Genomic DNA, 24,605 nt, shown 5'->3' with positions numbered 1-24,605 from the left:
TACTGAGACCACGTCGGTTCCAGGGTGCGCCCTTGTTGACGCTGTGACAATACCCGTCCCGTGGCCCATCCGGGTGAGACCGCCGGGGCGGAAGTCCGTGCAGGCCTCTCCTTCAGGGAACAGATCCCCGAAGGAGAGGCCTGCACAGCAGCAGGGACGGGCAGGGTCAGCGCGGTTCGGCGCGTAGCTGCCGGGCCGCGGCGACAAGGTGCCGCAGCGCCGGTTCGACCTCGGCGTAGCCGCGGGTCTTGAGCCCGCAGTCCGGGTTGACCCACAGCCGGCCGGCGGGGACCGCGGCGAGCGCCGTCCGGACGAGGCCGGTCACCTCATCCGCGTCCGGCACCCGCGGGGAGTGGATGTCGTAGACACCCGGTCCGACCCCGCGCGCGAAACCGGCCGCGGTGAGGTCGGCCAGCACCTCCATTTTGGACCGTGCGGCCTCGATGCTGGTCACGTCGGCGTCCAGGGCATCGATCGCGGGCAGCACCTCGCCGAATTCCGAATAGCACATGTGCGTGTGGATCTGGGTGTGGTCCGCGACGCCCGAGGTGGCCAGCCGGAACGCGTGCACCGCCCAGCCGAAGTACTCCTCGTGCCCGGCCGCGCGCAGGGGCAGCAGTTCACGCAGCGCGGGCTCGTCGACCTGGACGACACGGATGCCCGCAGCCTCCAGATCGGCCACCTCGTCGCGGATGGCCAGCGCGACCTGCCGTGCGGTGTCGCCCAGCGGCTGGTCGTCGCGGACGAAGGACCAGGCCAGGATCGTCACCGGACCGGTCAGCATGCCCTTGACCGGACGTGCGGTGAGGGCCTGCGCGTGCCGTGCCCACTCGACGGTCATCGGCGCCGGCCGGGAAACGTCGCCGTACAGGATCGGCGGGCGCACGCAGCGCGAACCGTAGGACTGCACCCAGCCGTGCTCGGTGGCCGCGAACCCGGCCAGCTGTTCGGCGAAGTACTGCACCATGTCGTTGCGTTCCGGCTCGCCGTGCACCAGCACGTCCAGGCCGAGGTCTTCCTGCAGCCGCACCACGCGTTCGATCTCCGCGCGCATGGCGGCCCGGTATTCGCCGTCGCCGAGTCGGCCCGCCCGGTGCGCGGCCCGGGCCCGGCGGACGTCACCGGTCTGCGGGAACGAGCCGATGGTGGTCGTCGGCAGGTCCGGCAGATCCAGCGCGGCCGCCTGCGCGACGGCACGGTCGGCGTACGGCGGCCGGACGGCGTCGGCTTCGGTCAGCCCGGCGAGACGGGCGCGTACGGCCGGATCGGTCAGCTCCGTGGCGCCCGCGCGGTCGGCCACCGCGTCGCGGGCCGGGGTGAGGTCCACGTCCTCGCCGGCGAGCGCCTGTCCGAGCAGCACCACCTCGTCGACCTTCTGGCGGGCGAACGCGAGCCAGCTCCGCAGCCGCGGATCGAGCCGGGTTTCCGCGGTCACGTCGTAGGGCAGGTGCAGCAGCGAGCACGACGTGCTCACGCTGACCCGGGCCGCGGTGCCCACCAGCCGCCGTGCCCGCGCGAGCGCGCGGTCCGGATCGGTACGCCACACGTTGCGCCCGTCGACCACCCCGGCGAGAACTTCCTTGTCCCGCAGGGCACCTTCCACGACGACTTCGTCCACAAAGGACTCATCGGTGACGAGGTCCACCGCCAGCGCCTCGATCGGGGAGCGGGCCAGTACACCCAGCGCCCGGCCCAGCCTGCCGAAGTACCCGGCCACCAGCAGTTTCGGCCGGTCCGTCTCCTTCGCCAGCACGTGGTAGGCGCGGGTCAGCGCGTTCAGCTCGGCGGTGCTCCGGTCGGCCGCGAACGCCGGCTCGTCCAGCTGGACCCACTCCACGCCCTCGGCCCGCAACCGGCGCAGCAGCTCGGCGTAGGCGGGCAGCAGCTCGTCGAGCAGGTCGAGCGGCCGGAAACCGGGGGTGTCCGGCTTCGCGAGCAACAGGAAGGTGACCGGCCCGACCAGCACCGGGCGCGGCGTGACGCCGAGTGCGCGAGCCTCGCGGACCTCGTCGACCGGTGCGGTGCCGGTCAGCGTGAACCGGCTGTCCGGACCCAGTTCCGGGACGAGGTAGTGGTAGTTGGTGTCGAACCACTTCGTCATCTCCAGCGCGGGCGCGTCCGGCACCCCGCGCGCGGCGGCGAAGTAGGTGTCCAGCGGCGAAAGGCCCAGCCTGGTGAACCGCGCGGGCAGCGCGCCGAACAGTGTCGCGGTGTCCAGCATCTGGTCGTAGTGCGAAAAGGTACTCGACGGGACCGAGCCGAGACCCGCGTCGCGCAGGGCGGTCCAGGTCCGCTCGCGCAGCACCCGCCCGGTCTCCAGCAGATCGGCTTCGGTGCCGGCGCCCGCCCAGTAGGCCTCAAGGGCCCGCTTCAGCTCGCGCTCCGGCCCGATCCTCGGGTAGCCCAGGACAGTGGTGCCGATGGTGTCCACAGCATGCATCCTCACGTGCTCGCCGGAAGAGCCCGGGCACGCGGAAACCGTGCTTCGGTCGCGCCTTGTCCCACGAGGCCCGGACTCACGCACGCCGTCGGCGCGCGTACCACGGGCAGGTCTTCGGACTCGTGGGCGTAGCGCTCATGCCTACCGGCCGTCGCTTCCCGGGCTCGCGCCCAGTGCTGTACCGCTTGCGCGGTGACGGCTTCCGTTCCCACATACCGCTGCGGGGCAGTCCCGGATTCACACCGGGTTCCCTGTTGCCTCACCGGAACGCGGCTGTGCTCACAGGCGAACTCGGCCACGCCCCGGCGAACCAGTGGCGTGGCCGAGCCTAGCGGGCGGGCTCAGTCCCAGTCGAGGGCGCCGCCCGACTGGTACTCGATGACCCGGGTCTCGAAGAAGTTCTTCTCCTTCTTCAGATCCATCGCCTCCGACATCCACGGGAACGGGTTCTCCGTCTCCCCGAAAATCGGCGCGAGGCCGATCTGCTGGGCACGCCGGTCGGTGATGAAGTGCATGTACTGCTCGCACAGCTGCGCGGACAGCCCGAGCATGCCCCGCGGCATGGTGTCGCGCGCGTACGCGACCTCCAGCTCACAGGCGTCCTCGAGCATCCCGCGCACCTCCGCCTGGAACTGTTCGCTCCACAGGTGCGGGTTCTCGATCTTGATCTGGTTGATGCAGTCGATGCCGAAGTTCAGGTGGATCGACTCGTCGCGCAGGATGTACTGGTACTGCTCGGCGATGCCGACCATCTTGTTGCGCCTGCCCAGCGACAGGATCTGCGCGAACCCGGTGTAGAACCACATGCCCTCGAAGATCACGTAGAACGCGACCAGGTCCCGCAGGAAGGCCTGGTCGGCCTCCGGCGTGCCGGTCTCGAAGTCCGGGTTCTCCAGGTTCTGCGTGTACTTCAGCGCCCACGCGTCCTTCTCCGAGATGGAGGGAACCTCGCGGTACATGTTGAACAGCTCGCCCTCGACCAGGCCGAGGCTTTCGCAGATGTACTGGAAGGTGTGCGTGTGCACGGCCTCCTCGAAGGCCTGGCGCAGCAGGTACTGGCGGCATTCGGGGTTGGTGATCTGCCGGTAGACCGCGAGCACGATGTTGTTGGCCACCAGTGATTCCGCGGTCGCGAAGAAGCCGAGGTTGCGCTTGAGCATCTGCCGCTCGTCCTCGGTGAGGCCGTCGGTCGACTTCCACAGCGCGATGTCGGCCTGCATCGCCACCTCGGTCGGCATCCAGTGGTTGTTGCAGCCGGCCAGGTACTTGTCCCACGCCCACCGGTACTTCATCGGCAGCAGCTGGTTGACGTCGGCGCGCGCGTTGATCATCCGCTTGTCGTCGACGTCGATCCGGGCCGCGCCGACCTCGATCTCACCGAGACCGGTCGCGTCCGTGGTCTCCACGTTGGTCATCGTCTCCGGGTTTCCTTTACTGGCAGGCTTCGCAGTCGGGGTCGTCGATCCGGCAGGCGGCGCCCTCGGTGGCGACGAAGTCGACGTCCTCCACCTTCGGCATCTCCTTCGGCTCCGGGGTCGCGGCGGGTGGGGTGGCCGGGACCGCGGCCGCGGGCGAGGGGGACGGGCTGGGCGAGGGGGCCGGGGCCGGGGAAGCGCTCGCCGCGGGGGCGGCGGCCGGCGTGGCCGAGACGGCGTTGAGCTTGCCGTCGGTGCCGCGCAGGGTGCTCTTCTCCACGTGCGTGGCCGACCGCGCGCGCAGGTAGTAGGTGGTCTTGAGGCCCTTGTGCCAGGCGTAGCGGTACAGCTCGTCGAGCTTGCGCCCGCTCGGCGCGGCGATGTACAGGTTCAGCGACTGCGCCTGGTCGATCCACTTCTGCCGCCGCGAACCGGCGTCCACCAGCCACTTCGACTCGATCTCGAACGCGGTCGCGTACAGCGCCTTGAGATCGTCGGGCACCCGGTCGATCTGGCCGAGGCTGCCGTCGAAGTACTTCAGGTCGCTGACCATGACCTCGTCCCACAGGCCGCGCTCCTTGAGCGAGCGCACCAGGTGCGGGTTCACCACGGTGAAGTCCCCGGACATGTTCGACTTGACGAACAGGTTCTGGAACAGCGGCTCGATCGACTGGCCCACCCCGCAGATGTTGGAGATCGTCGCGGTCGGCGCGATCGCCATCACGTTGGAGTTGCGCATCCCGACGGTCTTCACCCGCTCCCGCAGCGGCGCCCAGTCCAGAGTGGACGAAGTGTCCACGTCGAGCGCGTCGCCCTGGCGAGCGTCGATCAGCAGCTGCATCGAGTCGATCGGCAGGATGCCGCGGCTCCACAGCGATCCCTCGAACGACTGGTACCGGCCGCGTTCCTCGGCGAGGTCGGTCGAGGCGGAGATCGCGTAGTAGGAGATGTGCTCCATGCTCTCGTCGGCGAACCGCACCGCGGCGTCCGAGGACAGCGGCACGCCCAGCTCGAACAGCGCGTCCTGGAAGCCCATCAGCCCCAGCCCGATCGGCCGGTGGCGCAAGTTGGAGCGGCGCGCCTCCGGGATCGTGTAGAAGTTGATGTCGATCACGTTGTCCAGCATGCGGACCGCCGTGCGCACGGTCTTCTCCAGCCGCGCGGTGTCCATCCCGGACGGACCCACGTGCTTGAGCAGGTTCACCGAACCGAGGTTGCAGACCGCGACCTCGTCGGTGCTGGTGTTGAGGGTGATCTCGGTGCACAGGTTGGACGAGTGCACCACGCCCGTGTGCTGCTGCGGCGAACGCAGGTTGCACGGGTCCTTGAAGGTGATCCACGGGTGCCCGGTCTCGAACAGCATGGTCAGCATCCGCCGCCACAGCTCCACGGCGCGGACCTTGCGGAACACCTTGATCTCGCCGCGCTCCGCGGCGGCCTCGTACTCGCGGTAGCGCTCGGCGAACGCGGTGCCGTAGAGGTCGTGCAGGTCGGGCGTCTCGTTGGGGGAGAACAGCGTCCACTGCGCGTCGGCCTCGACGCGGCGCAGGAACTCGTCGGGCACCCAGTTGGCGGTGTTCATGTCGTGCGTGCGCCGCCGGTCGTCGCCGGTGTTCTTGCGCAGGTCGAGGAATTCCTCGATGTCGACGTGCCAGGTCTCCAGGTACGCGCACGCCGCGCCCTTGCGCTTGCCGCCCTGGTTCACCGCGACCGCGGTGTCGTTGGCGATCTTCAGGAACGGCACCACGCCCTGGGACTGGCCGTTGGTGCCCTTGATGTGCGCGCCGAGCCCGCGGACCGGGGTCCAGTCGTTGCCGAGGCCGCCGGAGTACTTGGCCAGCAGCGCGTTGTTCTTGTACGCCTGGAAGATCGAGTCCAGGTCGTCGTCCATTGTGGTCAGGAAGCAGGACGAGAGCTGGGCGCGGGTGGTCCCCGAGTTGAACAGCGTGGGGGTCGAGGCCATGAAGTGGAACGTGGAGAGCAGCTCGTAGAACTCGATGGCACGGGATTCCCGGTCGTCCTCCCGAATCGCCAGGCCCATCGCCACCCGCATGAAGAACGCCTGCGGCAGCTCGAAGCGGACGCCGTCGTGGTGCTGGAAGTACCGGTCGTAGAGCGTCTGCAGGCCGAGGAAGCCGAAGTCGAGGTCACGCTCCGGATGGATCGCCGCGGTGATCCGGTCGAGGTCGAAGGTGGCCAGCTCGCCGTCCACCAGCTCCAGCTCGATCGCGCGGCGCAGGTAAGCACGGAAGTACGGCGCGTACTCGCCGGCCATCTCGTCCTGGCTGGCCTGGCGCGGGGTGCCGGCCAGGTAGCTGAGTGCCTCCCCGCGCAGCTTGTCCAGCAGCAGCCGGGCGCTCACGTAGGAGTAGTTCGGCTCCTGCTCGACGAGCACGCGCGCGGCCAGGATCTGCGCCAGGGCCAGCTCGTCGGCGCCGATGCCGTCGTAGAGGTTGCGCTTCGTCTCGGCCAGCACCGGCTCGGCCGAGGTGTCCTTGAGCCCGGCGACCGCTTCGCCGACGACGTGTGCCACGCGGGCCCAGTCGAGCGGGCGGACCGTGCCGTCGGCGCTCTTCACGCTGATCGCGGCTTCGGCCGGGGCGGGCGTGACGGCCTCGCGCGCCTTCGCGCGCTCCTCGCGGTAGAGCACGTAGGCACGCGCGACCTTGTGGTGTTCACCGCGCATCAGGGCAAGTTCGACCTGGTCCTGGATCTGCTCGATGTGCAGCGCGGCCTCCGGGCCGGCGTGCCGCAGTAGGGCGGCCTCCACCTGCGCGGTCAGTTCGGCGACCACGTGGTGCACGCGCGAGGACGCGGCGGCGTCGTCTCCCTCGACCGCGAGGAAGGCCTTGGTCAGCGCGACCGAGATCTTGCCCGCGTCGAAGGGCGAGACGCTGCCGTCCCGCCGGATGACGTGGACGGTGCTCGGCGTCCGCTCCGCCGTCGCCGGCGGTCGCTGACCGGTTTCCACTGACATGCGTGTCTCCCACCTCGCCGACCCGAAAAGGGCGCGTTCGTGCCGCACACGGCCCGGCGGGGCCCTGCGCTGCGGTTTTCCGAAACTGCCCGGCGACCCTCCCGAAGCGGTCTCCCCGTCGCTGGGGGCTGCCGGTGATCAGAGACTACATGTAGGGGTAATGGCTTGCACGTGCCCCAAGGGGTGGCGTGTCGAGGCTTCACCCTCGCGGGTTATGCGATCACCGAGAGGCGCTGGTGGAGCGCTCGCGCGGACCGAAGGTGAGGCGGAAACCGCGCAGCGCGGCACTCGCCACGGGCCGTCGTCCGGCGAGGTGCCCGAGCGGTCCGCCGGGGTTGATCGACCAGTCGGCGGCGGCCGCGTACGGCTTCGCCCGCCAGCGGACCGGAGTGCGCGCGAGCCGGCCGCGCAGCGTCTGCGCGATCTCGAACCGGGCGGGCACGGCGACCGGCAGCCCGGCCCGCGGGGTGAACGCGGCGGTGGCGATCCAGTCGTCCCCGGTGGCCGCGGTGAACGTGCGCCCGCCGGTGAAAACGAGGGACGCGAGGTCCTTCGGGATACCCCACAGCTCCCGTCCGCCGTCGCGGGAAACCTCGCTGTCGACCCAGATTTCGGTGATCGACGCGGCCAGTCCGCGCCCGCGCACGGCGACCGCGGAGAGCAGTTCGTGGTAGCTCAGCTGACCCGGTGGCAGGTAGTCGATCCAGGCGGCGAACACGGACGCGTGCCCGGCGAGCAGCACCGGTTCCACGCCCGCGGGAAGGTCGGGCAGCTCGGCGGCCGGCAGTCGCCACATCGACAAACGGGCTTCCCCGGCCAGCTGCCAGGGCTCGGGTGGATAGCCGGTCACGTGTTCACCCACGGCAGGTACGACGGCAGGTCGGTGCCGACCCGTCCGGGGAATTCGGGTGGGCGTTTCTCCAGGAAGGAGCGGACTCCCTCGACCGCGTCGGCGTTCGCGGGCAGATCGCCGACCAGCTTCGAGTCCAGCTCGTGCACCTCGTACGGCGTGGGTGCCGCCGCCATCCGGTGCAGCATCTGCCGGGTGAGCGCCACCGCGACCGGCGCGGTGTGCGCGGCGAGCTCCGCGGCCAGCTGCTGTGCCTGCGCGAGCACCTCGTCCGGCGGGACGACGCGGTGCACGAGGCCGGCTCGCAGCGCCTCGTCCGGGCCGAACACGCGGCCGCTGAGCAGCCAGTCGAACGCGGTGCCCATTCCCACGAGCCGCGGGAGGTACCAGGCGGCCCCGCCTTCGGGGGCGATGCCGCGGCGGGTGAACACGAACCCGAACTTCGAATCCGTCGAGGCGAGGCGGTAGTCGCAGGAAAGCGTGATGGTGATCCCGGCCCCGACCGAGGCGCCGCGCAACGCGGCGATGACCGGGGTGGCCATGGTGAAGATCCGGCGGGAGACCCGCCCGGCCGGCTCCTGCCATCCGGGTGGCGGCCCGTCCCCGGTGCCGAAGTCGAAACCGCCGGAGGCGAGGTCCGCGCCCACCGAGAAGTCGGTGCCGGTGGTGCCGAGCACGACGGCGCGCACGTCGTCGTCGCGGTCCGCCCGCTCGAGCGCGTCGGCGAGCTCGTCGGCCATCCGCACGGTGTAGCCGTTGCGTGCCCGCGGCCGGTCGAGCAACACCGTCGCCACCCGCGCGGTGACCTCGTAGCTGACCTCCGCGTAGGAATCCATGCGCCGAAAATAGGCCACCACGGCGTTGCTGACAAGCTGTCAATAAGACGGGCCGGCCCCGGTGAACATGGTGATGAGGCTCTGCGGCGCGGCGTCACCGAACATGAGTTCGTGCAATTGCGCGCCGTCGGCGGCGGCTTCCGCACTGCGGGGGAACATCGCCCGCTCGTACTCGGCGAGCGCGGTTTCCGCGTCGCCGGGGTGGGCGGCCAGTGCCGCACCGAGTTCGGCGCCGTCGTACAGGGCCAAGTTGGCGCCTTCGCCGTTCGGCGGGGCGAGGTGTGCCGCGTCGCCGACCAGAGTGACGCCCGGTACCCGTTCCCATCGGTGCTCGATCGGCAGCGTGTGGAGCGGGCGCAGGATCGGAGCGCTTTCGCCGCCGGTGATCAGCGCGGTGAGTTCCGGTGCCCAGCCGTCGAACTCCCGGGCGATCCGCGTGGCCGCCGCGGCGGCGTCGGTGAAGTCGATGCCGGCAAACCACTCCGGTGACCGGGTGAGTGCCACGTAGGCGTGCAGGGTGTCACCCTTTTCCCGGTGCGCCTGGATGCCCTTGCCCGGCGTCAGGCTGAGCATGCCGCCGCCGCCCACGGCGCTCGCGGTGGCCGGATACCGGGTGTCGGAGTCGGCGAGAAAGGTTTCGACGTAAGACATTCCGGTGTACTCCGGAACGGCACCGGACAGCAGCGGCCGGACTTTCGACCAGGCCCCGTCCGCGCCCACCAGCAGCTCGGTGGTGATCGTGGCACCGTGCGCGAAGGTCACCTCGTGCCTGCCTTCGCCGAGCGCGCGGACGCCGGTGACTTTGTGTCCCCAGTGGACGGTGCCGGGCGGGAGCGAGTCGAGCAGCAGCCGCCGGAGGTCGCCGCGGGACACCTCTGGCCGGCCGCCGGTGCCGTCGTCGGGTTCGTCGTAGAGCACCGCGGCGTGCCGGTCGAGAATCCGCATCTGCTGATGGCCCTCCAGGATCAGGCTGCGGAATTCCCCGGTCAGGCCGGCTGCTTCGAGGGCGAGCTGCCCGTTTTCCTCGTGGATGTCCAGCAGCCCGCCCTGCGTTCGCGCGGTGGCCGAGGCCTCGGCCTCGTAGACCGTGGCCGGGATGTCGTGGACGTGCAGAACGCGGGCCAGGACGAGGCCGCCGAGGCCGGCTCCGATGATCGTGACGTGCGGGCTCATGAGAACTCCTCGAGGTTGTCTGGAATGCTGTTCCAATCTTGGAACGCCGCTCCAGTCGTGTCAAGATGAGGAGATGACGGCAACACGGAAGGGGCGGCGAAGCGCGGCGCTCTCCCGGGAGCGCATCGTCGAGGCCGCGGTGGAGCTGCTGGACTCCGGTGGCGAGAGCGCGCTGACGTTCCGGGTGCTCACCGAGCGGCTGGCCACCGGACCGGGCGCGATCTACTGGCACGTGGCGAACAAGGACGAGCTGCTGGCCGTCGCCACCGACGGGGTCGTCGCGGACGCGCTGGCCGTCGGGAGCGAGCAGTCCCCGGCCGGGCCGGAGGACGAACTCCGCGCCGTCGCGCTGGGGCTGTACGAGGCGATTGCCGCCCATCCCTGGCTCGGTGGACAGCTGTCGAGGCAGTTCACCCGGAACGGGCCGGTGGTGCCGCGGATCTACGAGAGCATCGGCCGCCGGGTCCGCGCGCTCGGCGTGCCGGAGGCGACCTGGTTCGTCACGACTTCGGTGCTGGTGCACTACGTCCTCGGTGCCGCCGGCCAGAACGCCGCGAACTCGGCGAGCGCCCGCACCTCGGCCGACGGCGCGAACCGGGCCGATTTCCTCGACGCGGTGTCGACCGCATGGGAAGAGCTCGATCCGGACGAGTACTCGTTCGCGCGCGCGATCGCCGGCCAGATGCGCGACCATGACGACCGGGAGCAGTTCCTCGCGGGCATCGACCTTGTCCTGGCCGGCCTGCGTCTCTCGTAGAAAGGCCGGACGATGCTTCGACTCGGCACGGTGGTCCTCGGCGCCGGGAACATGGCCCGGGCAGCCGCCTTCTGGCAGGACGCTCTCGGCTACGTCCCGCGCGACGCGGATCCGGAACCGGACTTCGTGGTACTGGTCCCCGCTGGGGGAGCGGGGCCGGGGTTGTCGCTTCAGCTCACCGACGGGCCCGCGCCGGAGGAGCCGCGGGTGCACCTGGACCTGTACGCGGGGGATGCCGCCGACCAGGCGGCGGAAGTCGACCGCCTGGTGGCGCTGGGCGCGAGCCGGGTCGACTGGCCGCACTACCCGCCGGACGCGGATTTCGTCGTGCTGGCCGACCCCGAGGGCAACAGGTTCTGCGTGATCGAAACCGGGCGCGGCTGAACACACTCCGGCTGGAGGTCGTGCAGGCCTCCAGGAATCCGTGAAGGTGTCGTTCACGGATTGTCCGGTTGCGGCTGGTCGGTGGTCGGGGCGGGGAAGTCCGGAGCGACCGTCGCGGGGAAACAATCATGCGTGCTTGATTTTTCTCGCGGCGCGGTCCAGGCTGGGCGCCAGGTGCCCGCTGACGCTGGGAGGCGCAGGATGGCTGATCTCGCCGTGATCCTCGGGGATCTGGCGGACGAATCGCAGGTGGTCGACGACCTCGTGGCGGACCTGGCGCCCGCGGACTGGGCGCGGCCGACGCCGGCCCCGGGGTGGACCGTCGCGCACCAGATCGCGCATCTGGCGTGGACCGACGAGAAGGCGCTGATCTCCGCGAGCCGTCCGGAAGACTGGCAGGCCGAGGTGGAGAACTTGCTCAGCGTCGGCGAGGACTACGTCGACCGCGGTGCCGTCGAAGGGGCCGAGCAGTCGCCGGGGCAGCTGCTCGCGCGGTGGCGCACTGTGCGCGCCGAGCTCGCCGAAGCGCTCGCCGCGGTGCCCGCGGGGCAAAAGCTGCCGTGGTACGGGCCGCCGATGAGCGCGGCGTCCATGGCCACCGCGCGGATGATGGAGACCTGGGCGCACGGGCAGGACATCGCCGACGCGCTCGGAGTCACCCGTGAGCCCGGCGCGCGGCTGTGGCACATCGCCCGGTTCGGCACGCGGACCCGGGACTTCGCCTACAAACTGAACTCGCTCGCGCCACCCGTGGAGGAGTTCCGGGTGGAGCTCACCGCACCGGACGGCACTGTCTGGGCGTTCGGCCCGGAGGGCGCCGAACAACGGCTGACCGGCAGCGCGCTCGGCTTCTGCCTGGTCGTCACGCAGCGCCGCCACCCCGACGACACCGACCTGGTCGCCACCGGCGACGAGGTGCGCGAATGGCTCGGCATCGCGCAGGCGTTCGCCGGGCCGCCCGGATCCGGGCGCGAAGCAGGGCAGTTCGCGTGAGCGCCCCAGCGCTGCGGATCGGCAACGCGTCCGGGTTCTACGGCGACCGGTTCTCCGCCGTGCGCGAGATGCTCACCGGCGGGCCGCTGGACGTACTGACCGGTGACTACCTCGCCGAGCTCACCATGCTCATCCTCGGCCGGGACCGGATGAAGGATCCGGATCGCGGGTACGCGAAGACGTTTCTCCGGCAGATGGAGGAGAACCTGGGCCTGGCCAAGGACAAGGGCGTCCGGATCGTCGCGAACGCGGGCGGGCTCAATCCGGCCGGGCTCGCCGCCGCGCTGCGCGCGCTGGCCGGGAAACTCGGCCTCGACGTCTCGATCGCGCACGTCGAGGGGGACGACCTGATCGGCCGCGCGGACGAGCTCGGTTTCGGCAAGCCCTTGACCGCCAACGCCTATCTCGGCTCCTGGGGCATTGTGGAGGGTCTGCGTGCGGGAGCCGACGTGGTCGTCACCGGCCGGGTGACCGACGCCTCGGTGATCGTCGGACCGGCCGCGGCGCACTTCGGCTGGGCGCGGGAGAACTACGACGCGCTGGCCGGCGCGGTGGCCGCCGGGCACGTGATCGAATGCGGTGCCCAGGCGACCGGCGGCAACTACGCGTTCTTCCGTGAGCAGCCGATCGGGGTCCCGGGTTTCCCGATCGCGGAAATCCACGCCGACGGGTCCAGCGTGATCACGAAACACCCGGGCACAGGGGGAGCGGTCAACACCGGCACGGTCACCGCGCAGCTGCTGTACGAGATCGCGGGTGCCCGCTACGCGAACCCCGATGTGACCGCCCGGTTCGACACCCTGGTGCTGGACGAGGACGGTCCGGACCGGGTCCGGATCTCCGGCGTGCGCGGGGAAGCGCCGCCGCCGACGTTGAAGGTGTGTCTCAACCGGCTCGGTGGTTTCCGCAACGAGACCACGTTCGTCCTCACCGGACTCGACATCGAGGAGAAAGCCGCGCTGGTGCGCGAGCAGCTGGAAGGGGCGCTGGCGAACCGGCGCCCCGCGGATCTCAAGTGGACGCTCGCCCGTACCGATCACGCGGACGCGGAAACCGAGGAACAGGCCAGCGCGCTCTTGCACGTTACTGTGAAGGACGCCGATCCGAAGGTCGCCGGCAGAGCGTTCAGCGGGGCCGCGGTGGAGCTGGCGCTGGCCAGCTATCCGGGTTTCCACGTCACAGCACCGCCTTCGGACGCTTCGCCCTACGGGGTCTACTCGGCGGCCTATGTGGACGCTGCCGAGGTACCGCACGTGGCGGTGCTGCCCGATGAAACGCGGGTCGACATCGCGCCGGCCGCGGAAACCCGTGTTCTGTCCGAAGTGGAGGAACCGGCGCTGCCCGAGCCGTTGCCCTCGGGTCCGGTGCGACGGGCCCCACTCGGAAAAGTGGCCGGCGCCCGCAGCGGGGACAAGGGGGGCAACGCCAACGTCGGCGTCTGGGTGCGTTCGGACGCCGCCTGGCGCTGGCTTGCGCACCGGCTCACCGTGGCGGAGTTCCGCCGGCTGCTGCCGGAAACCGAAGGCTTGCCGGTCACCCGGCACATCTTGCCGAACCTGCGGGCGGTGAACTTCGTGGTCGAGGGGATCCTCGGCGAAGGCGTCGCCTCGCAGGCACGGTTCGATCCGCAGGCGAAAGCGCTCGGCGAATGGCTGCGGGCGCGGGAACTCGACGTGCCGGAGGAGCTGCTGTGACCCTGGATCCCTTCGCGACACCCGAACGCCGGGAGCTGCGCGCGACGGTACGGCGGTTCGCGGAGAAGGAAGTCCTGCCGCACCTCGACGAGTGGGAGCGTGCCGGGGAGCTGCCCCGCGACCTGCACCGCAAGGCCGGTGACCTGGGACTGCTCGGCGTCTCGTTCCCGGAGCCAGTGGGCGGTGGTGGCGGCGACTACCTCGACGCGCTGGTGGTCGCCGAGGAACTGCACTACGCGGGTGGATCCGGTGGCCTTTTCGCGTCGTTGTTCACCTGCGGGATCGCCGTACCGCACGTCGCCGAGGCCGGCGACCCGGTGCAGATCGAGCGCTGGGTGCGGCCGACGCTCGCCGGGGACAAGATCGGCGCGCTCGCGGTGACCGAGCCGGACGGTGGCTCCGACGTCGCCGGGATTCGTACCACCGCGGTCCGGGAAGGCGACGAATATGTTGTCAACGGGGCCAAGACGTTCATCACGTCCGGCTGCCGTGCGGACTTCGTGACCACGGCGGTGCGTACTGGCGAGCCGGGTGCGCACGGGATCTCGTTGCTCGTCGTCGAACGTGGTACGCCCGGGTTCACCGTGTCACGCAAGCTGGAGAAGATGGGCTGGGCCGCTTCCGACACCGCCGAGTTGTCCTATGTGGACGCACGCGTGCCGGTGGAGAATTTGGTCGGCGCGGAGAACAGCGGATTCGCGCAGGTCGCCACCCAGTTCGTCACGGAGCGGCTGTCACTGGCCGTGCAGGCTTATGCGCACGCACAGCGCGCGCTCGAGCTCACGCTGGAGTGGTGCCGGATGCGCGAGACTTTCGGCCGTCCGCTGATTTCCCGGCAGCTCGTGCAGCACAAGCTCACCGAAATGGCCCGCAAGGTCGACGTCGCACGCACCTACACCCGGCAGACCGCGGTCCGGCACGTCGCCGGCGAAGAGGTGATCGCCGAGGCCTGTTTCGCCAAGAACACCGCTGTCGAGGCCGCCGAACGGGTCGTGAACGAAGCCGTGCAGCTGCACGGCGGTCTCGGCTACATGCGCGAGTCCGAGGTGGAACGTCATTACCGTGACGTACGCATCCTCGGGATCGGCGGCGGCACCACCGAAATCCTCACCGGCCTGGCCGCGAAGCGATTGGGATACACCGCATGACCACACTGAGGACCCGAGTGGACACGAGGGCGGACGAGTTCTCCGCCAACCGTGAGTCGATGCTGGAGAAGCTCGCGGAGATCGACGCCGAACACGCCAAGGCGGTGGCCGGCGGTGGCGAGAAGTACGTGGAACGTCATCGCCGGCGCGGCAAGCTGCTGGCGCGGGAACGGATCGAGCTGCTGCTGGACGAGGATTCGCCGTTCCTGGAGCTTTCGCCGCTGGCCGCCTGGGGCTCGGACTACCGCGTGGGAGCGAGCGTGATCACCGGTATCGGCATCGTGGAGGGCGTCGAATGCCTGATCTCCGCGAGCGATCCCACCGTCAAGGGTGGCGCGAGCAATCCGTGGACCACGAAGAAGTCCTTCCGTGCGGCCGACATCGCCGCGCAGAACCGGCTTCCGGTGATCAACCTGGTCGAGTCCGGCGGTGCGGATCTGCCCACCCAGAAGGAGATCTTCATCCCCGGTGGCCGGGTCTTCCGCGATCTCACCCGGTCGTCGGCGGCGAAGGTGCCCACGATCGCGTTGGTGTTCGGGAACTCCACCGCGGGCGGGGCGTACCTGCCGGGGATGTCGGACTACGTGGTGATGGTCAAGGAGCGCGCGAAGGTGTTCCTGGGCGGGCCGCCGCTGGTGAAGATGGCCACCGGGGAGGAGTCCGATGACGAGTCCCTCGGCGGCGCGGAAATGCACGCACGCACCTCCGGACTGGCCGACTACCTCGCCGCCGACGAGCAGGACGCGATCCGGCTCGGCCGCGGGATCGTCAAGCGGCTCAACTGGCGCAAACAGGGCCCGGCGCCGCGGACCGGCTACGCCGAGCCGGTGTTCGACGCCGAGGACCTGCTGGGCATCGTGCCCACCGACCTGAAGGTCCCGTTCGACCCGCGCGAGGTGATCGCCCGGGTGGTGGACGGATCCGACTTCGACGAGTTCAAACCGCTCTACGGGTCGAGCCTGGTCACCGGCTGGGCGAACATCCACGGGTATCCGGTGGGAGTACTGGCCAACGCCCGCGGGGTGCTCTTCGGTGAGGAGTCGCAGAAGGCGGCTCAGTTCATCCAGCTGGCCAACCAGATCGACACCCCGCTGGTGTTCCTGCACAACACCACCGGCTACATGGTCGGCAAGGAGTACGAGCAGAGCGGCATCATCAAGCACGGTGCGCTGATGATCAACGCGGTCTCCAATTCGAAGGTGCCGCATCTGTCCGTCCTCATGGGAGCCTCCTACGGCGCGGGGCACTACGGGATGTGCGGGCGTGCCTACGATCCCCGCTTCCTGTTCGCCTGGCCGAGCGCGAAGTCCGCGGTGATGGGGCCGGCCCAGCTGGCCGGTGTGCTGTCCATTGTGGCCAGGGCTGCTGCCGCGGGCCGCGGGCAGGAGTACAGCGAGGAGAACGACGCGGCGATGCGCACGATGGTGGAGAACCAGATCGAGGCGGAGTCGATGCCGATGTTCCTCTCCGGCATGCTGTACGACGACGGCATCATCGACCCGCGCGACACCCGCACGGTGCTCGGGCTCAGCCTGTCGGCGATCCACAACGGACCAGTGAAGGGCGCCGAGGGTGGCTTCGGCGTCTTCCGGATGTAGGGGTGGCTCAGTGATCGAGAACCTGCTGGTCGCCAACCGCGGCGAGATCGCGCGCCGGGTGTTCCGCAGCTGCCGCACCGGCGGAATCGGTACCGTGGCGGTGTTTTCCGACGCGGATGCGGAGGCGCCGCACACGCGGGAGGCGGACGTCGCGGTCCGGCTCCCGGGGAATGCGCCGGGAGACACGTACTTGCGGGCGGACCTGGTCGTGCGGGCTGCCGTGGACGCGGGTGCCGATGCGATCCACCCGGGTTACGGCTTCCTTTCCGAGAACGCCGCGTTCGCTCGGGCGGTGCTCGAAGCCGGGCTGACCTGGGTCGGCCCGTCGCCGGCGGCGATCGAGACGATGGGCTCCAAAGTGGAGTCGAAACGGCTGATGGCCGCGGCCGGCGTGCCGGTACTGTCCGAATTGGATCCCGGCGAAGTCACCGAGAGCGACCTTCCCCTGCTGGTGAAGGCATCCGCCGGTGGTGGCGGGCGCGGGATGCGCGTGGTACGCGAGGTGGCGGAGCTGGCCGAAGCGGTGGAGAGTGCGCGGGCCGAAGCGGGCTCGGCGTTCGGCGACTCCACGGTGTTCTGCGAGCGGTACCTCGAGACCGGCCGGCACATCGAAGTGCAGGTGCTCGCCGATACGCACGGGACGGTGTGGGCGGTGGGGGAGCGCGAATGCTCCATCCAGCGGCGGCACCAGAAAGTGGTCGAGGAAGCACCTTCGCCGTTCGTGGGTCCGGAAATGCGGGCCGAACTGTTCGACGCGGCCCGGAAAGCCGCGGAGGCCATCGATTACGTCGGGGCCGGCACGGTGGAATTCCTCGCCGCCCCGGACGGCCGGTTCTACTTCCTGGAGATGAACACGCGCTTGCAGGTGGAGCATCCGGTCACCGAGAACGTGACCGGGCTCGATCTGGTCGCCCTGCAGCTGTCGGTCGCCGAAGGTGCCGCGCTCGCCCCCGAACCTCCCGCGGCGGAGGGGCATTCGATCGAAGTCCGGCTCTACGCCGAAGATCCGGCGGCCGGCTGGCAACCGCAGAGCGGCACCCTGCACTCGTTCGAGGTGCCCGATGTGGACCGTTCCTTCCGGCACGGCGCCGGGCTGCGGCTGGATTCCGGTGTGGAGCCCGGATCGGTGGTCGGCGTGCACTACGACCCGATGCTGGCGAAGGTGATCTCGTGGGCACCGACTCGTGCCGAGGCCGCCCGGCGGCTCGCCGCGGCGCTGGCCGGCGCCAAGATCCACGGTGTGGTCACGAACCGCGACCTGCTCGTGCGCATTCTCCGTCACGAGGCGTTCCTGGCGGGAGAGACCGACACGGCCTTCTTCGACCGGCACGGGCTCGACACCCTGGCCCGGCCACTGGCCACAACGGACACTCGGCGGCTTTCGGCGCTGGCCGCGGCACTCGCGGACGCGGCCGCCAACCGCGCGTCCGCGACCACGCTGGGCAGGCTGCCCAGCGGCTGGCGCAATGTCCGGTCCGCGCCGCTGCGGAAGACGTTCAGCCTCGGTGAAGACCGCTACGAGGTCGATTACTCGCTCACCCGCGACGGGCTGCGGGCCGAAGGATATGACCACGTCGAGCTGGTCTCGGCGGAACCGGATCGGGTCGTGCTGGACGTGTCCGGAGTACGCCGGACGTTCGAGGTGTCCCGCTGGGCGGATGTGTCCTACGTGGACTCTCCGCTGGGATCCGTGGCACTGACCGCGGTAGCGCGGTTCGCCGACCCCGAGGCCGCACTCGCCGCGGGCTCCCTCGTGGCGCCGATGCCCGGCACAGTGGTGCGGGTCGCGGTGGCGGCCGGCGACACCGTGGCGGCGGGCGATCCGCTGCTGTGGCTCGAGGCGATGAAGATGGAACACCGGATCTCGGCACCGGCGGACGGCGTGGTCGCCGAGCTTCCGGTCGAGGCGGGGCAACAGGTCGAAGTGGGCACGGTGCTGGCTGTGGTGGGAGACGAGAAATGAACGCGATGAACTTCGTGGAACCCGAGGAGCGGGTGGCGCTGCGCAAGGCCGTCGCCGAACTGGCCGGCAAGTACGGCTACGAGTACTACGCGAAGAAGGCGCGTACCGGCGAGAAGACCGACGAGCTGTGGGCCGAGGCGGGCCGGCTCGGCTACCTCGGCGTGAACCTGCCCGAGGAGTACGGCGGCGGGGGCGCCGGGATCGCCGACCTTGCCGCGGTCCTGGAGGAGTTCGCCGCCGGCGGCACCCCGCTGCTGCTGATGGTGGTCTCCCCGGCGATCGTCGGGACCGTGCTCTCGCGGTTCGGCACGCCGGAGCAGAAGAAGCAGTGGCTGCCCGGGCTCGCGGACGGAAGCAGGAAGATCGTCTTCGCGATCACCGAACCGGATGCCGGGTCGAACTCGCACCGGATCACCACCACCGCCCGCCGGGATGGCGACGACTGGGTGCTGTCCGGCCGGAAGGTCTACATCTCCGGCGTCGACGAGGCGGACGCGGTGCTCGTCGTCGGCCGCACCGAGGACGGGAAGAGCGGACGGCTCAAGCCGGCACTGTTCGTCGTGCCGACGGACACGCCGGGGTTCGAGGCCCGCAAGATCGACATGGACATCATCGCCCCGGAAAACCAGTTCGCGCTGTTCCTCGACGACGTGCGGCTCCCGGCCGAAGCACTGGTCGGCGAAGAGGACGCGGCGATCGCGCAACTGTTCGCCGGACTCAACCCCGAGCGCATCATGGGTGCGTCGTTCTCGCTCGGCATCGCCCGGTACGCGCTGGACAAGGCGGTCGGCTACGCGAAGGACCGCCAGGTCTGGGGCGCGCCGATCGGCTCGCACCAGGGCCTGGCGCATCCGCTCGCGCAGGCCAAGATCGAACTGGAACTGGCGCGGCTGATGACCCAGAAGGCCGCTTCGCTGTACGACTCCGGCGACGACTTCGCGGCCGGCGAATCGGCCAACATGGCCAAGTACGCCGCCGCGGAGGTCGCGATCCGCGCGGTGGACCAGGCGGTGCAGACCCACGGTGGCAACGGCCTCGCGACCGAATACGGCCTCGGCACCCTGGTCACCGCGGTCCGGCTGGGCCGGATCGCGCCGGTGAGCAGGGAGATGGTGCTCAACTTCGTCGGACAGCACAGCCTGGGGCTGCCGAAGTCGTACTGAGCCACCGAATGCAGCGCAGCCGTCCGGTCTCGCGCGCACCGCGGGTCCTGAACGTCCGTCCGCGAACCACCGGAGTTCTGGAGTGCACATGGTTCCGTCCGCTGTTCCGACCGCCGGCCGAGGCCGGCGCGGGCCGGTCTGATGCTCCGCGAACCGCAGCAGGAACGCAGCCGTACGACGCGGCGGCGGTTGATCGAGGCTGCCATGGAGTGCTTCGGCGAACGGGGCTGGCACGGCGTCACCGTGGCGCTGATCGCCGAGCGCGCCGGGGTCTCCCGCGGGGCCGCACAGCACCACTTCCCGACCCGTGAAGCGTTGGTCGCGGCCGCGGTGGACCTGCTCGGCGAGGCACAGCTGGACGAGCTGCGGACGCGGGCGGCCGGGTTGCCCGCCGGCTCGCCGCGGATCGAACGCGTGGTCGAAATGGTGCTCAACCTCTACACCGGCCCGATGTTCCGCGCCGCGCTGCAGTTGTGGGCGGTCGCCTCCACCGACGAGCAGCTGCGGGCGGTGCTCGTGCCGCTGGAGGCGCGGGTCGGCCGGGAGGCGCATCGCGTCACGGTCGAACTACTGGGCGTCGACGAGGCCGGTGCCGGGGTGCGCGAGCTGGTCCAGGCCACCCTCGACCTGGCCCGTGGCCTGGGCCTGGCGAATCTGCTCACCGACGACACCCGCCGCCGTCGCCAGATCGTGCGCGAATGGGCGGCCACGCTGGAGGCCCGGCTCGGCGAAACCAGGGTGTCGTGAGTCACCTTCGAGGAAGGCGCGTTACAGTGTGGTTGTTAACACATTCGGCCCAACGGCCGATGACACTGAGTAAGTAGCTCCACCAGGAAGAAGGCGATTCCGGTGTCCGGTTCGGACGAGGCCCCCGTCGAGTTGTCCCATCGCGCGATGGCGATGCTCAAGGCCATCGCGCAGCAGCGTGCGGAAATGTCCACCAGCTGCGAACCCGACCTCTTCATCGACGGCTTCTCCTGCTGCGACCAGATGACCGCGCACGCGCTCGCCCGCGGCGGCTACGTCCGCCCGGCCACCGGCACCACCGCGGCCGGCGTCGGTCTGGTCACCGCGGAGCTGACCGAGGCGGGCGTCGCCGCGCTGTCGGTCACCCTCGCTGCCTGAGTAGGTCACTCGATCCAGCGTCCCCCGTTTGGCCGGTTGCGCGCAATGGGTCACGAACGCCGGAACGGGGACCTTCCCCGGACGGAAGGTCCCCGCAGTCAGACCGGTGCTTGTCCGGCGCCGGTACCGGGTCTGTCCGGCGTCTCAGCCCTGGTAGCCGGCCACGATCTTGGTGAAGGCGTACTGCTCCTGGTCGATGCCGCTGCAGTCACTGCCGCCGGAGCAGTCCCGGTTGGTCGCCCAGAAGGTGAGCCGGCCGAGGTGGTGGCTGCTCGCGTAGTCCCGAATCTTGGTGAAATCGTCCACCGACACGGATTCCCCGGCGTTGTCGGTGTTCCCGTTCATCGAGGACAGTCCGCTGCGCTGGTAGGCGGTGGCCTCGTCCCAGCCGAAGGTGGACTGCAGCTGCGCCGCCAGACCGTCGACGGCGGATTCGGTCATGGCGGCCATGTCACCCCCGTCGGAGAAGTCGAACGGCATCACCGACCACACGTCGACGTCCGCGCCGAGTGCCTTCGCCTGGGTGATCAGCCGCTTGCCCCAGTCGTTCGGGCCGTCCGGGGTGGTGCCCATGGTGATCACCACGCGCAGGCCGGGGTTCTTGTCCTTGGTGATCTTGACCGCGTTCAGGATCCGGTCCTGCACGGCCTCGTTCTCGAACTCGTCGGTGTTCTCGATGTCCAGGTCGATCGCCTTGAGCTGGTAGGCGTCGATCACCTTCTGGTAGGCGCCGGCCAGCTCCTCGGGTGAGCCGCACTGCGGGCCCAGTTTGCTGCCGGACCAGCCGCCGAACGAGGGGATCACGTCGCCGCCTGCGTCCCGGATGGTCTGGATCAACGCCTTGTCCGAGCCGTCGAGCGCGCGCGAGCCGTCCCAGGCCGGGGTGCAGCCGCCGCTGGAGAGCATGAAGGCGAGGGTGAAAGCCTTGACCCCGGTGGCGTCCATCGCCGCGGAAGGGTCGGACTGGCCGCCCCACTGGTACAGGTAGGGCGAGGCGACCACCGGGTCCGGCGCGGCGAGTGCGGACGGTGCGGCGAGCGCGGACGGCGCGACACCGGCCGTGGTGGCCAGCACGGCGCCGGCGGCGAACGCGAGAGTGCTGACGCGACGCAGGGATTTCATGGGTCCTCCAGCGAAAAGCCGTACGCCACCCGGCGTACGGGGGCGGAGCACCTGGCGAAGCGCGACGCGGCGTGATCGGCTCTCCGGCACTCGGCGGGGATGTGGGTGCCGTCACAATGGACTAGACCATTGGGAACTGTCAAGACGTCGCGGCGGGCGGAAAAACACCGCCCGGAACCGCCGAGGTCACCGCCCCGGCGCCGGTGCCGGTGAGCGGTAACCACCGGCTGCACCTGTTCGTCAGACGACGCGCTCGTCGGTGGAGGATTGGCTCGCCGGAGCAGGACGCGCTCACCAGGGAAGATGCCTCACGCGGCGGACGCACTCACTGAGCAGGGACGTGTTCGTCGGCGGACACGCTCGCTCGGGTCGACGTGCGCGGTTCACGAACCGTTGCTGCCGGACTCGCCCGGCCCGGGACCGGATCAGTCCGAAGTGGACGGTTCTCCGATGTCCTCGGCCCACAGGTCCGGTCGTTGCCGGATGAACTCCGTCATCAGTGCGGTGCACGCGGGGTCGTCGAGCAGGTCGACCCGGACGCCGTGGCCGGCCAGCCACGGGTGGCCGCCGGTGAAGGTGCTCGATTCGCCGATCACCAGGTGCGGGATGGCGAACTGGCGGACCAGGCCACTGCAGTACCAGCACGGAGACAGCGTGGTCACCATGATCGTGTCGCGGTAGTGCGGGCGGCGGCCGGCGGCGCGGAACGCGGTTGTCTCCGCGTGCAGGGACGGGTCGTCGTCCTGCACGCGGCGGTTGTGGCCGCGGCCGAGCAGACGTCCATCGCGGTCGAAGAGGGCCGCGCCGATCGGGACACCGCCTTCGGCCCTGCCCAGTTCGGCTTCTTCGCGGGCCACGGCGAGCAGCTGCTGCGGGTCGATCGGCATGCGTCAACCTTCGCCCGTCGGGGCCGTGATCGGCAAGCCGCACACCATCGAGGACCAAGGATGTCCGCGTTGTCTGGCAGAGTGCTCGGCATGTACGGAACGTCCGAGCGTCTGCTGCGGCTGCTTTCCCTGCTGCAGGCCCGCCGCGACTGGCCTGGTCCGGACCTCGCCGGCCGGCTGGGGGTGGACGTCCGCACGATCCGCCGCGACGTCGAACGGCTGCGCACGCTGGGCTATCCGGTGCACGCGACGCCGGGCGTGGCCGGTGGCTACCGGCTCGGCCCGGGTGCCGCGCTGCCGCCGTTGCTGCTGGACGACGACGAGGCGGTGGCGGTGGCGGTCGGGCTGCGCACGGCCGCGAACGGCACCGTCTCCGGGATCGAGGAGACGTCCGTGCGCGCGCTGGCGAAACTCGAGCAGGTCCTGCCCGCCCGGCTGCGCGGCCGGGTGCGGGCCATGGACTCCGCGCTCGTCCGGATGCCGGGCGGGGCGCCGGTGATCGACGCGGAGCTGCTCACCGTGGTCGCGGCCGCCTGCCGGGACCACGAACGGCTGCGCTTCACCTACGGCACGCGCGGCGGCGACGTCGCCGAACGCGACGTCGAGCCACTCAGTCTGGTGCACACCGGATCGCGCTGGTACCTGGTCGCCTACGACCTGGGCCGCGCGGACTGGCGCACCTTCCGGCTGGACCGCATCGACGGTTGCCCGGTGCCGGGTTTCCGCTTCCCGCCGAGGAAACCGCCTGCCGAGGACCTGGCAGCCTACGTGGCCGAGCGGATCTCCTCGGCGCCCTACGCGCACCAGATGACGCTGCGGGTGTCGGTGCCCGCGCACGAACTCACCGCGCGGATCCCGCCGTCCGTGGGCGTGGTGGAGCCGATCGACGCCGGGAGCTGCCGGTTGCGCACCGGTGCGAATGACCTCGACGCGGTCCCGTTCCACCTCGCGCAGTGGGACTTCGAGTTCGTGCTGGAGGACGCGCCACCCGGCCTGGCGCAGCGGCTCGCCCGGATCGCCGAGCGGTTCGCCCGCGCGGTGCCGTCGACCTGACCGCACTCAGCGCGCGCCGAGCATCCGCAGCACCAGTTCGCCGTACTCCTTGCCGAGTTCGTCCGGCGCCTGCCGGGTCCGCTCGCTGTACCAGCGGGCCACGTCCACTCCCAGCGACAGCACGGCGCGGGCCGCGACGTGCGGGTCCGCGACGGTGAACACGCCGTCGCGCACACCGTGCGTGACCACCTCCCGTACCCGCCGCTCGATCCGCCGGCGCAGCTCGCTGACGATCTGGTGCTCCTGCTCGGGCAGCGCGTTCAGCTCGTACTGCACGACCCGGGCGACGGTGTGTCGACGGGCGTGCCAGGCGACGAAGTCCTCGACCACCAGCCGGATCCGCTCGACCGGGTCACTGCTGCGGGCGAGGACCGCTTCCACCAGCGCCAGGGTCTGCTCGTGTCCGCTTCGGCTGATCGCGAACAGCAGCGCCGCCTTCGACGGGAAGTGCACGTACAGCGCGGCTGGGCTCATCCCGGCCGCGCCGGCGATGTCCCGGGTGGTCGTGGCGTGGTAACCGCGCTCGGCGAACGACTCCACCCCGGCGAGCATCAGCCGGCGCGCGGTCTCGGGCTGCACGTCGGGCCACAGGTCGTCGGAAACCGTCGTCATCCGGCGAACCTCCTCGTCGTCCCGGCGGCGGATGCGGCTGCCGGCGAGCTCGATTGTAAGCGCTTGCTTGGTGGAGGAACCCGGGTCCGGCCACACGAGAGCGAAAACGACACCGGGCTGAGCACGGACGGCGCTCATCGGCCGGATGTGTCCCGGCGTGCCGCGAGACTGCCGGCCGCTCCGATCCCGCGCTGTCAGCTGTGCCGTGCGTGAGCGCATCTCTCCGTGAAAAGCGCGAGGCCCAGACAAAGCGGCCGCCGGCCACTCGAGTGGCGGCCTGCTTGAGCCTGCTGAGCAGCGGCACAGCCTCGACGTGGAGCACCCCGGGGAGGCTCCCCAGCTGCTCGGTGATGTAGATGAAGAGCTCAGCGCTGTCGCGGCAGGTCCCCGCGGCCACGATGTTCGCAGAGCCCGT

The 24,605-nt window shown here is 70.3% G+C and carries 20 protein-coding genes and 1 riboswitch; of the genes, 11 read left to right on the top strand and 9 right to left on the bottom strand.

All coding sequences use genetic code 11. The features are described 5' to 3' along the window. Nucleotides 1-166: 166 nt before the first annotated feature. The 6 genes from metE to BJY18_RS09960 all read right to left on the bottom strand — a co-directional run bounded on the left by metE (nucleotide 167) and on the right by BJY18_RS09960 (nucleotide 9,691). Nucleotides 167-2,440 carry a 5-methyltetrahydropteroyltriglutamate--homocysteine S-methyltransferase gene (gene metE, locus BJY18_RS09985; RefSeq protein ID WP_184779689.1) on the bottom strand — a complete coding sequence of 758 codons (2,274 nt, stop codon included), beginning with the start codon at nucleotides 2,438-2,440 and terminating at the stop codon, nucleotides 167-169. Nucleotides 2,441-2,528: 88 nt separating this feature from the next. Further along, nucleotides 2,529-2,722, bottom strand: a riboswitch (cobalamin riboswitch). Nucleotides 2,723-2,781: 59 nt separating this feature from the next. Further along, nucleotides 2,782-3,855 carry a ribonucleotide-diphosphate reductase subunit beta gene (locus tag BJY18_RS09980; protein WP_184779686.1) on the bottom strand — a complete coding sequence of 358 codons (1,074 nt, stop codon included), beginning with the start codon at nucleotides 3,853-3,855 and terminating at the stop codon, nucleotides 2,782-2,784. A 16-nt stretch (nucleotides 3,856-3,871) separates the two neighbouring features. Further along, on the bottom strand, nucleotides 3,872-6,832 hold the full coding sequence (locus tag BJY18_RS09975) for a ribonucleoside-diphosphate reductase subunit alpha (RefSeq protein WP_184779684.1): 2,961 nt from the start codon (nucleotides 6,830-6,832) through the stop codon (nucleotides 3,872-3,874). A gap of 220 nt (nucleotides 6,833-7,052) precedes the next feature. Beyond that, the gene (locus BJY18_RS09970) at nucleotides 7,053-7,682 is read right to left on the bottom strand and encodes an acetoacetate decarboxylase family protein (RefSeq protein ID WP_184779682.1); all 630 of its coding nucleotides are present in this window, start codon (nucleotides 7,680-7,682) and stop codon (nucleotides 7,053-7,055) included. Continuing rightward, nucleotides 7,679-8,518, bottom strand: a complete 840-nt coding sequence (locus tag BJY18_RS09965; protein ID WP_184779680.1) for an enoyl-CoA hydratase-related protein — start codon at nucleotides 8,516-8,518, stop codon at nucleotides 7,679-7,681. The genes BJY18_RS09970 and BJY18_RS09965 overlap by 4 nt, the downstream gene beginning before the upstream one ends. 39 nt (nucleotides 8,519-8,557) lie before the next feature. Continuing rightward, the gene (locus BJY18_RS09960; protein ID WP_184779677.1) at nucleotides 8,558-9,691 is read right to left on the bottom strand and encodes an FAD-dependent oxidoreductase; all 1,134 of its coding nucleotides are present in this window, start codon (nucleotides 9,689-9,691) and stop codon (nucleotides 8,558-8,560) included. Between the two features lie 73 nt (nucleotides 9,692-9,764). On the opposite strand from BJY18_RS09960, the gene BJY18_RS09955 reads away from it, so the two are divergent. The 10 genes from BJY18_RS09955 (at nucleotide 9,765) to BJY18_RS09910 (ending at nucleotide 20,516) form a co-directional block, all read left to right on the top strand. Then, complete coding sequence (locus tag BJY18_RS09955; protein ID WP_184779674.1) at nucleotides 9,765-10,448, top strand: TetR/AcrR family transcriptional regulator; 684 nt, start codon at nucleotides 9,765-9,767, stop codon at nucleotides 10,446-10,448. Nucleotides 10,449-10,460: 12 nt separating this feature from the next. Continuing rightward, nucleotides 10,461-10,832 carry a VOC family protein gene (locus BJY18_RS09950; protein ID WP_184779672.1) on the top strand — a complete coding sequence of 124 codons (372 nt, stop codon included), beginning with the start codon at nucleotides 10,461-10,463 and terminating at the stop codon, nucleotides 10,830-10,832. 201 nt (nucleotides 10,833-11,033) lie between these two features. Further along, a complete protein-coding gene (locus BJY18_RS09945; protein ID WP_184779669.1) occupies nucleotides 11,034-11,825 on the top strand; it encodes a TIGR03084 family metal-binding protein in 792 nt (263 codons plus the stop codon). After that, nucleotides 11,822-13,519 (top strand): acyclic terpene utilization AtuA family protein, encoded by a 1,698-nt coding sequence (locus BJY18_RS09940; RefSeq protein WP_312873805.1) that lies wholly within the window; start codon nucleotides 11,822-11,824, stop codon nucleotides 13,517-13,519. Before BJY18_RS09945 ends, BJY18_RS09940 begins: the two co-directional genes overlap by 4 nt. Next, on the top strand, nucleotides 13,516-14,667 hold the full coding sequence (locus BJY18_RS09935; protein ID WP_312873804.1) for an acyl-CoA dehydrogenase family protein: 1,152 nt from the start codon (nucleotides 13,516-13,518) through the stop codon (nucleotides 14,665-14,667). The genes BJY18_RS09940 and BJY18_RS09935 overlap by 4 nt, the downstream gene beginning before the upstream one ends. Beyond that, nucleotides 14,664-16,265, top strand: coding sequence for an acyl-CoA carboxylase subunit beta (locus tag BJY18_RS09930; RefSeq protein ID WP_184779663.1), 1,602 nt, complete (start codon nucleotides 14,664-14,666; stop codon nucleotides 16,263-16,265). The genes BJY18_RS09935 and BJY18_RS09930 overlap by 4 nt, the downstream gene beginning before the upstream one ends. A gap of 10 nt (nucleotides 16,266-16,275) precedes the next feature. Then, nucleotides 16,276-18,228, top strand: a complete 1,953-nt coding sequence (locus tag BJY18_RS09925) for an ATP-binding protein (RefSeq protein WP_184779661.1) — start codon at nucleotides 16,276-16,278, stop codon at nucleotides 18,226-18,228. Then, a complete protein-coding gene (locus tag BJY18_RS09920) occupies nucleotides 18,225-19,391 on the top strand; it encodes an acyl-CoA dehydrogenase family protein (RefSeq protein ID WP_184779659.1) in 1,167 nt (388 codons plus the stop codon). Before BJY18_RS09925 ends, BJY18_RS09920 begins: the two co-directional genes overlap by 4 nt. Before the next feature lie 141 nt (nucleotides 19,392-19,532). Continuing rightward, complete coding sequence (locus tag BJY18_RS09915; protein WP_184779657.1) at nucleotides 19,533-20,138, top strand: TetR/AcrR family transcriptional regulator; 606 nt, start codon at nucleotides 19,533-19,535, stop codon at nucleotides 20,136-20,138. Nucleotides 20,139-20,240: 102 nt separating this feature from the next. After that, nucleotides 20,241-20,516: a hypothetical protein gene (locus BJY18_RS09910; protein WP_184779655.1), complete on the top strand. Its 276-nt coding sequence runs from the start codon at nucleotides 20,241-20,243 to the stop codon at nucleotides 20,514-20,516. Nucleotides 20,517-20,660: 144 nt separating this feature from the next. Here the strand turns inward: BJY18_RS09910 and BJY18_RS09905 are convergent, their stop codons facing one another. Beyond that, on the bottom strand, nucleotides 20,661-21,638 hold the full coding sequence (locus BJY18_RS09905) for a chitinase (RefSeq protein ID WP_184779654.1): 978 nt from the start codon (nucleotides 21,636-21,638) through the stop codon (nucleotides 20,661-20,663). A gap of 425 nt (nucleotides 21,639-22,063) precedes the next feature. Then, nucleotides 22,064-22,525 carry a nucleoside deaminase gene (locus BJY18_RS09900; protein WP_184779652.1) on the bottom strand — a complete coding sequence of 154 codons (462 nt, stop codon included), beginning with the start codon at nucleotides 22,523-22,525 and terminating at the stop codon, nucleotides 22,064-22,066. 90 nt (nucleotides 22,526-22,615) lie between these two features. On the opposite strand from BJY18_RS09900, the gene BJY18_RS09895 reads away from it, so the two are divergent. Beyond that, entirely contained in the window at nucleotides 22,616-23,578 is a 963-nt protein-coding gene (locus BJY18_RS09895; RefSeq protein WP_184784528.1) for a helix-turn-helix transcriptional regulator, read from the top strand. Nucleotides 23,579-23,584: 6 nt separating this feature from the next. Here BJY18_RS09895 and BJY18_RS09890 read toward each other — a convergent pair whose 3' ends face one another. Next, nucleotides 23,585-24,190 carry a TetR/AcrR family transcriptional regulator gene (locus tag BJY18_RS09890; protein WP_184779651.1) on the bottom strand — a complete coding sequence of 202 codons (606 nt, stop codon included), beginning with the start codon at nucleotides 24,188-24,190 and terminating at the stop codon, nucleotides 23,585-23,587. Between the last annotated feature and the right edge of the window lie 415 nt (nucleotides 24,191-24,605).

It is taken from the genome of Amycolatopsis jiangsuensis, from assembly GCF_014204865.1.
Classification (GTDB): domain Bacteria; phylum Actinomycetota; class Actinomycetes; order Mycobacteriales; family Pseudonocardiaceae; genus Amycolatopsis; species Amycolatopsis jiangsuensis.
The sequence above is the reverse complement of the archived record's forward strand: the minus strand, read 5'-3'. Positions and strand labels throughout refer to the sequence as shown.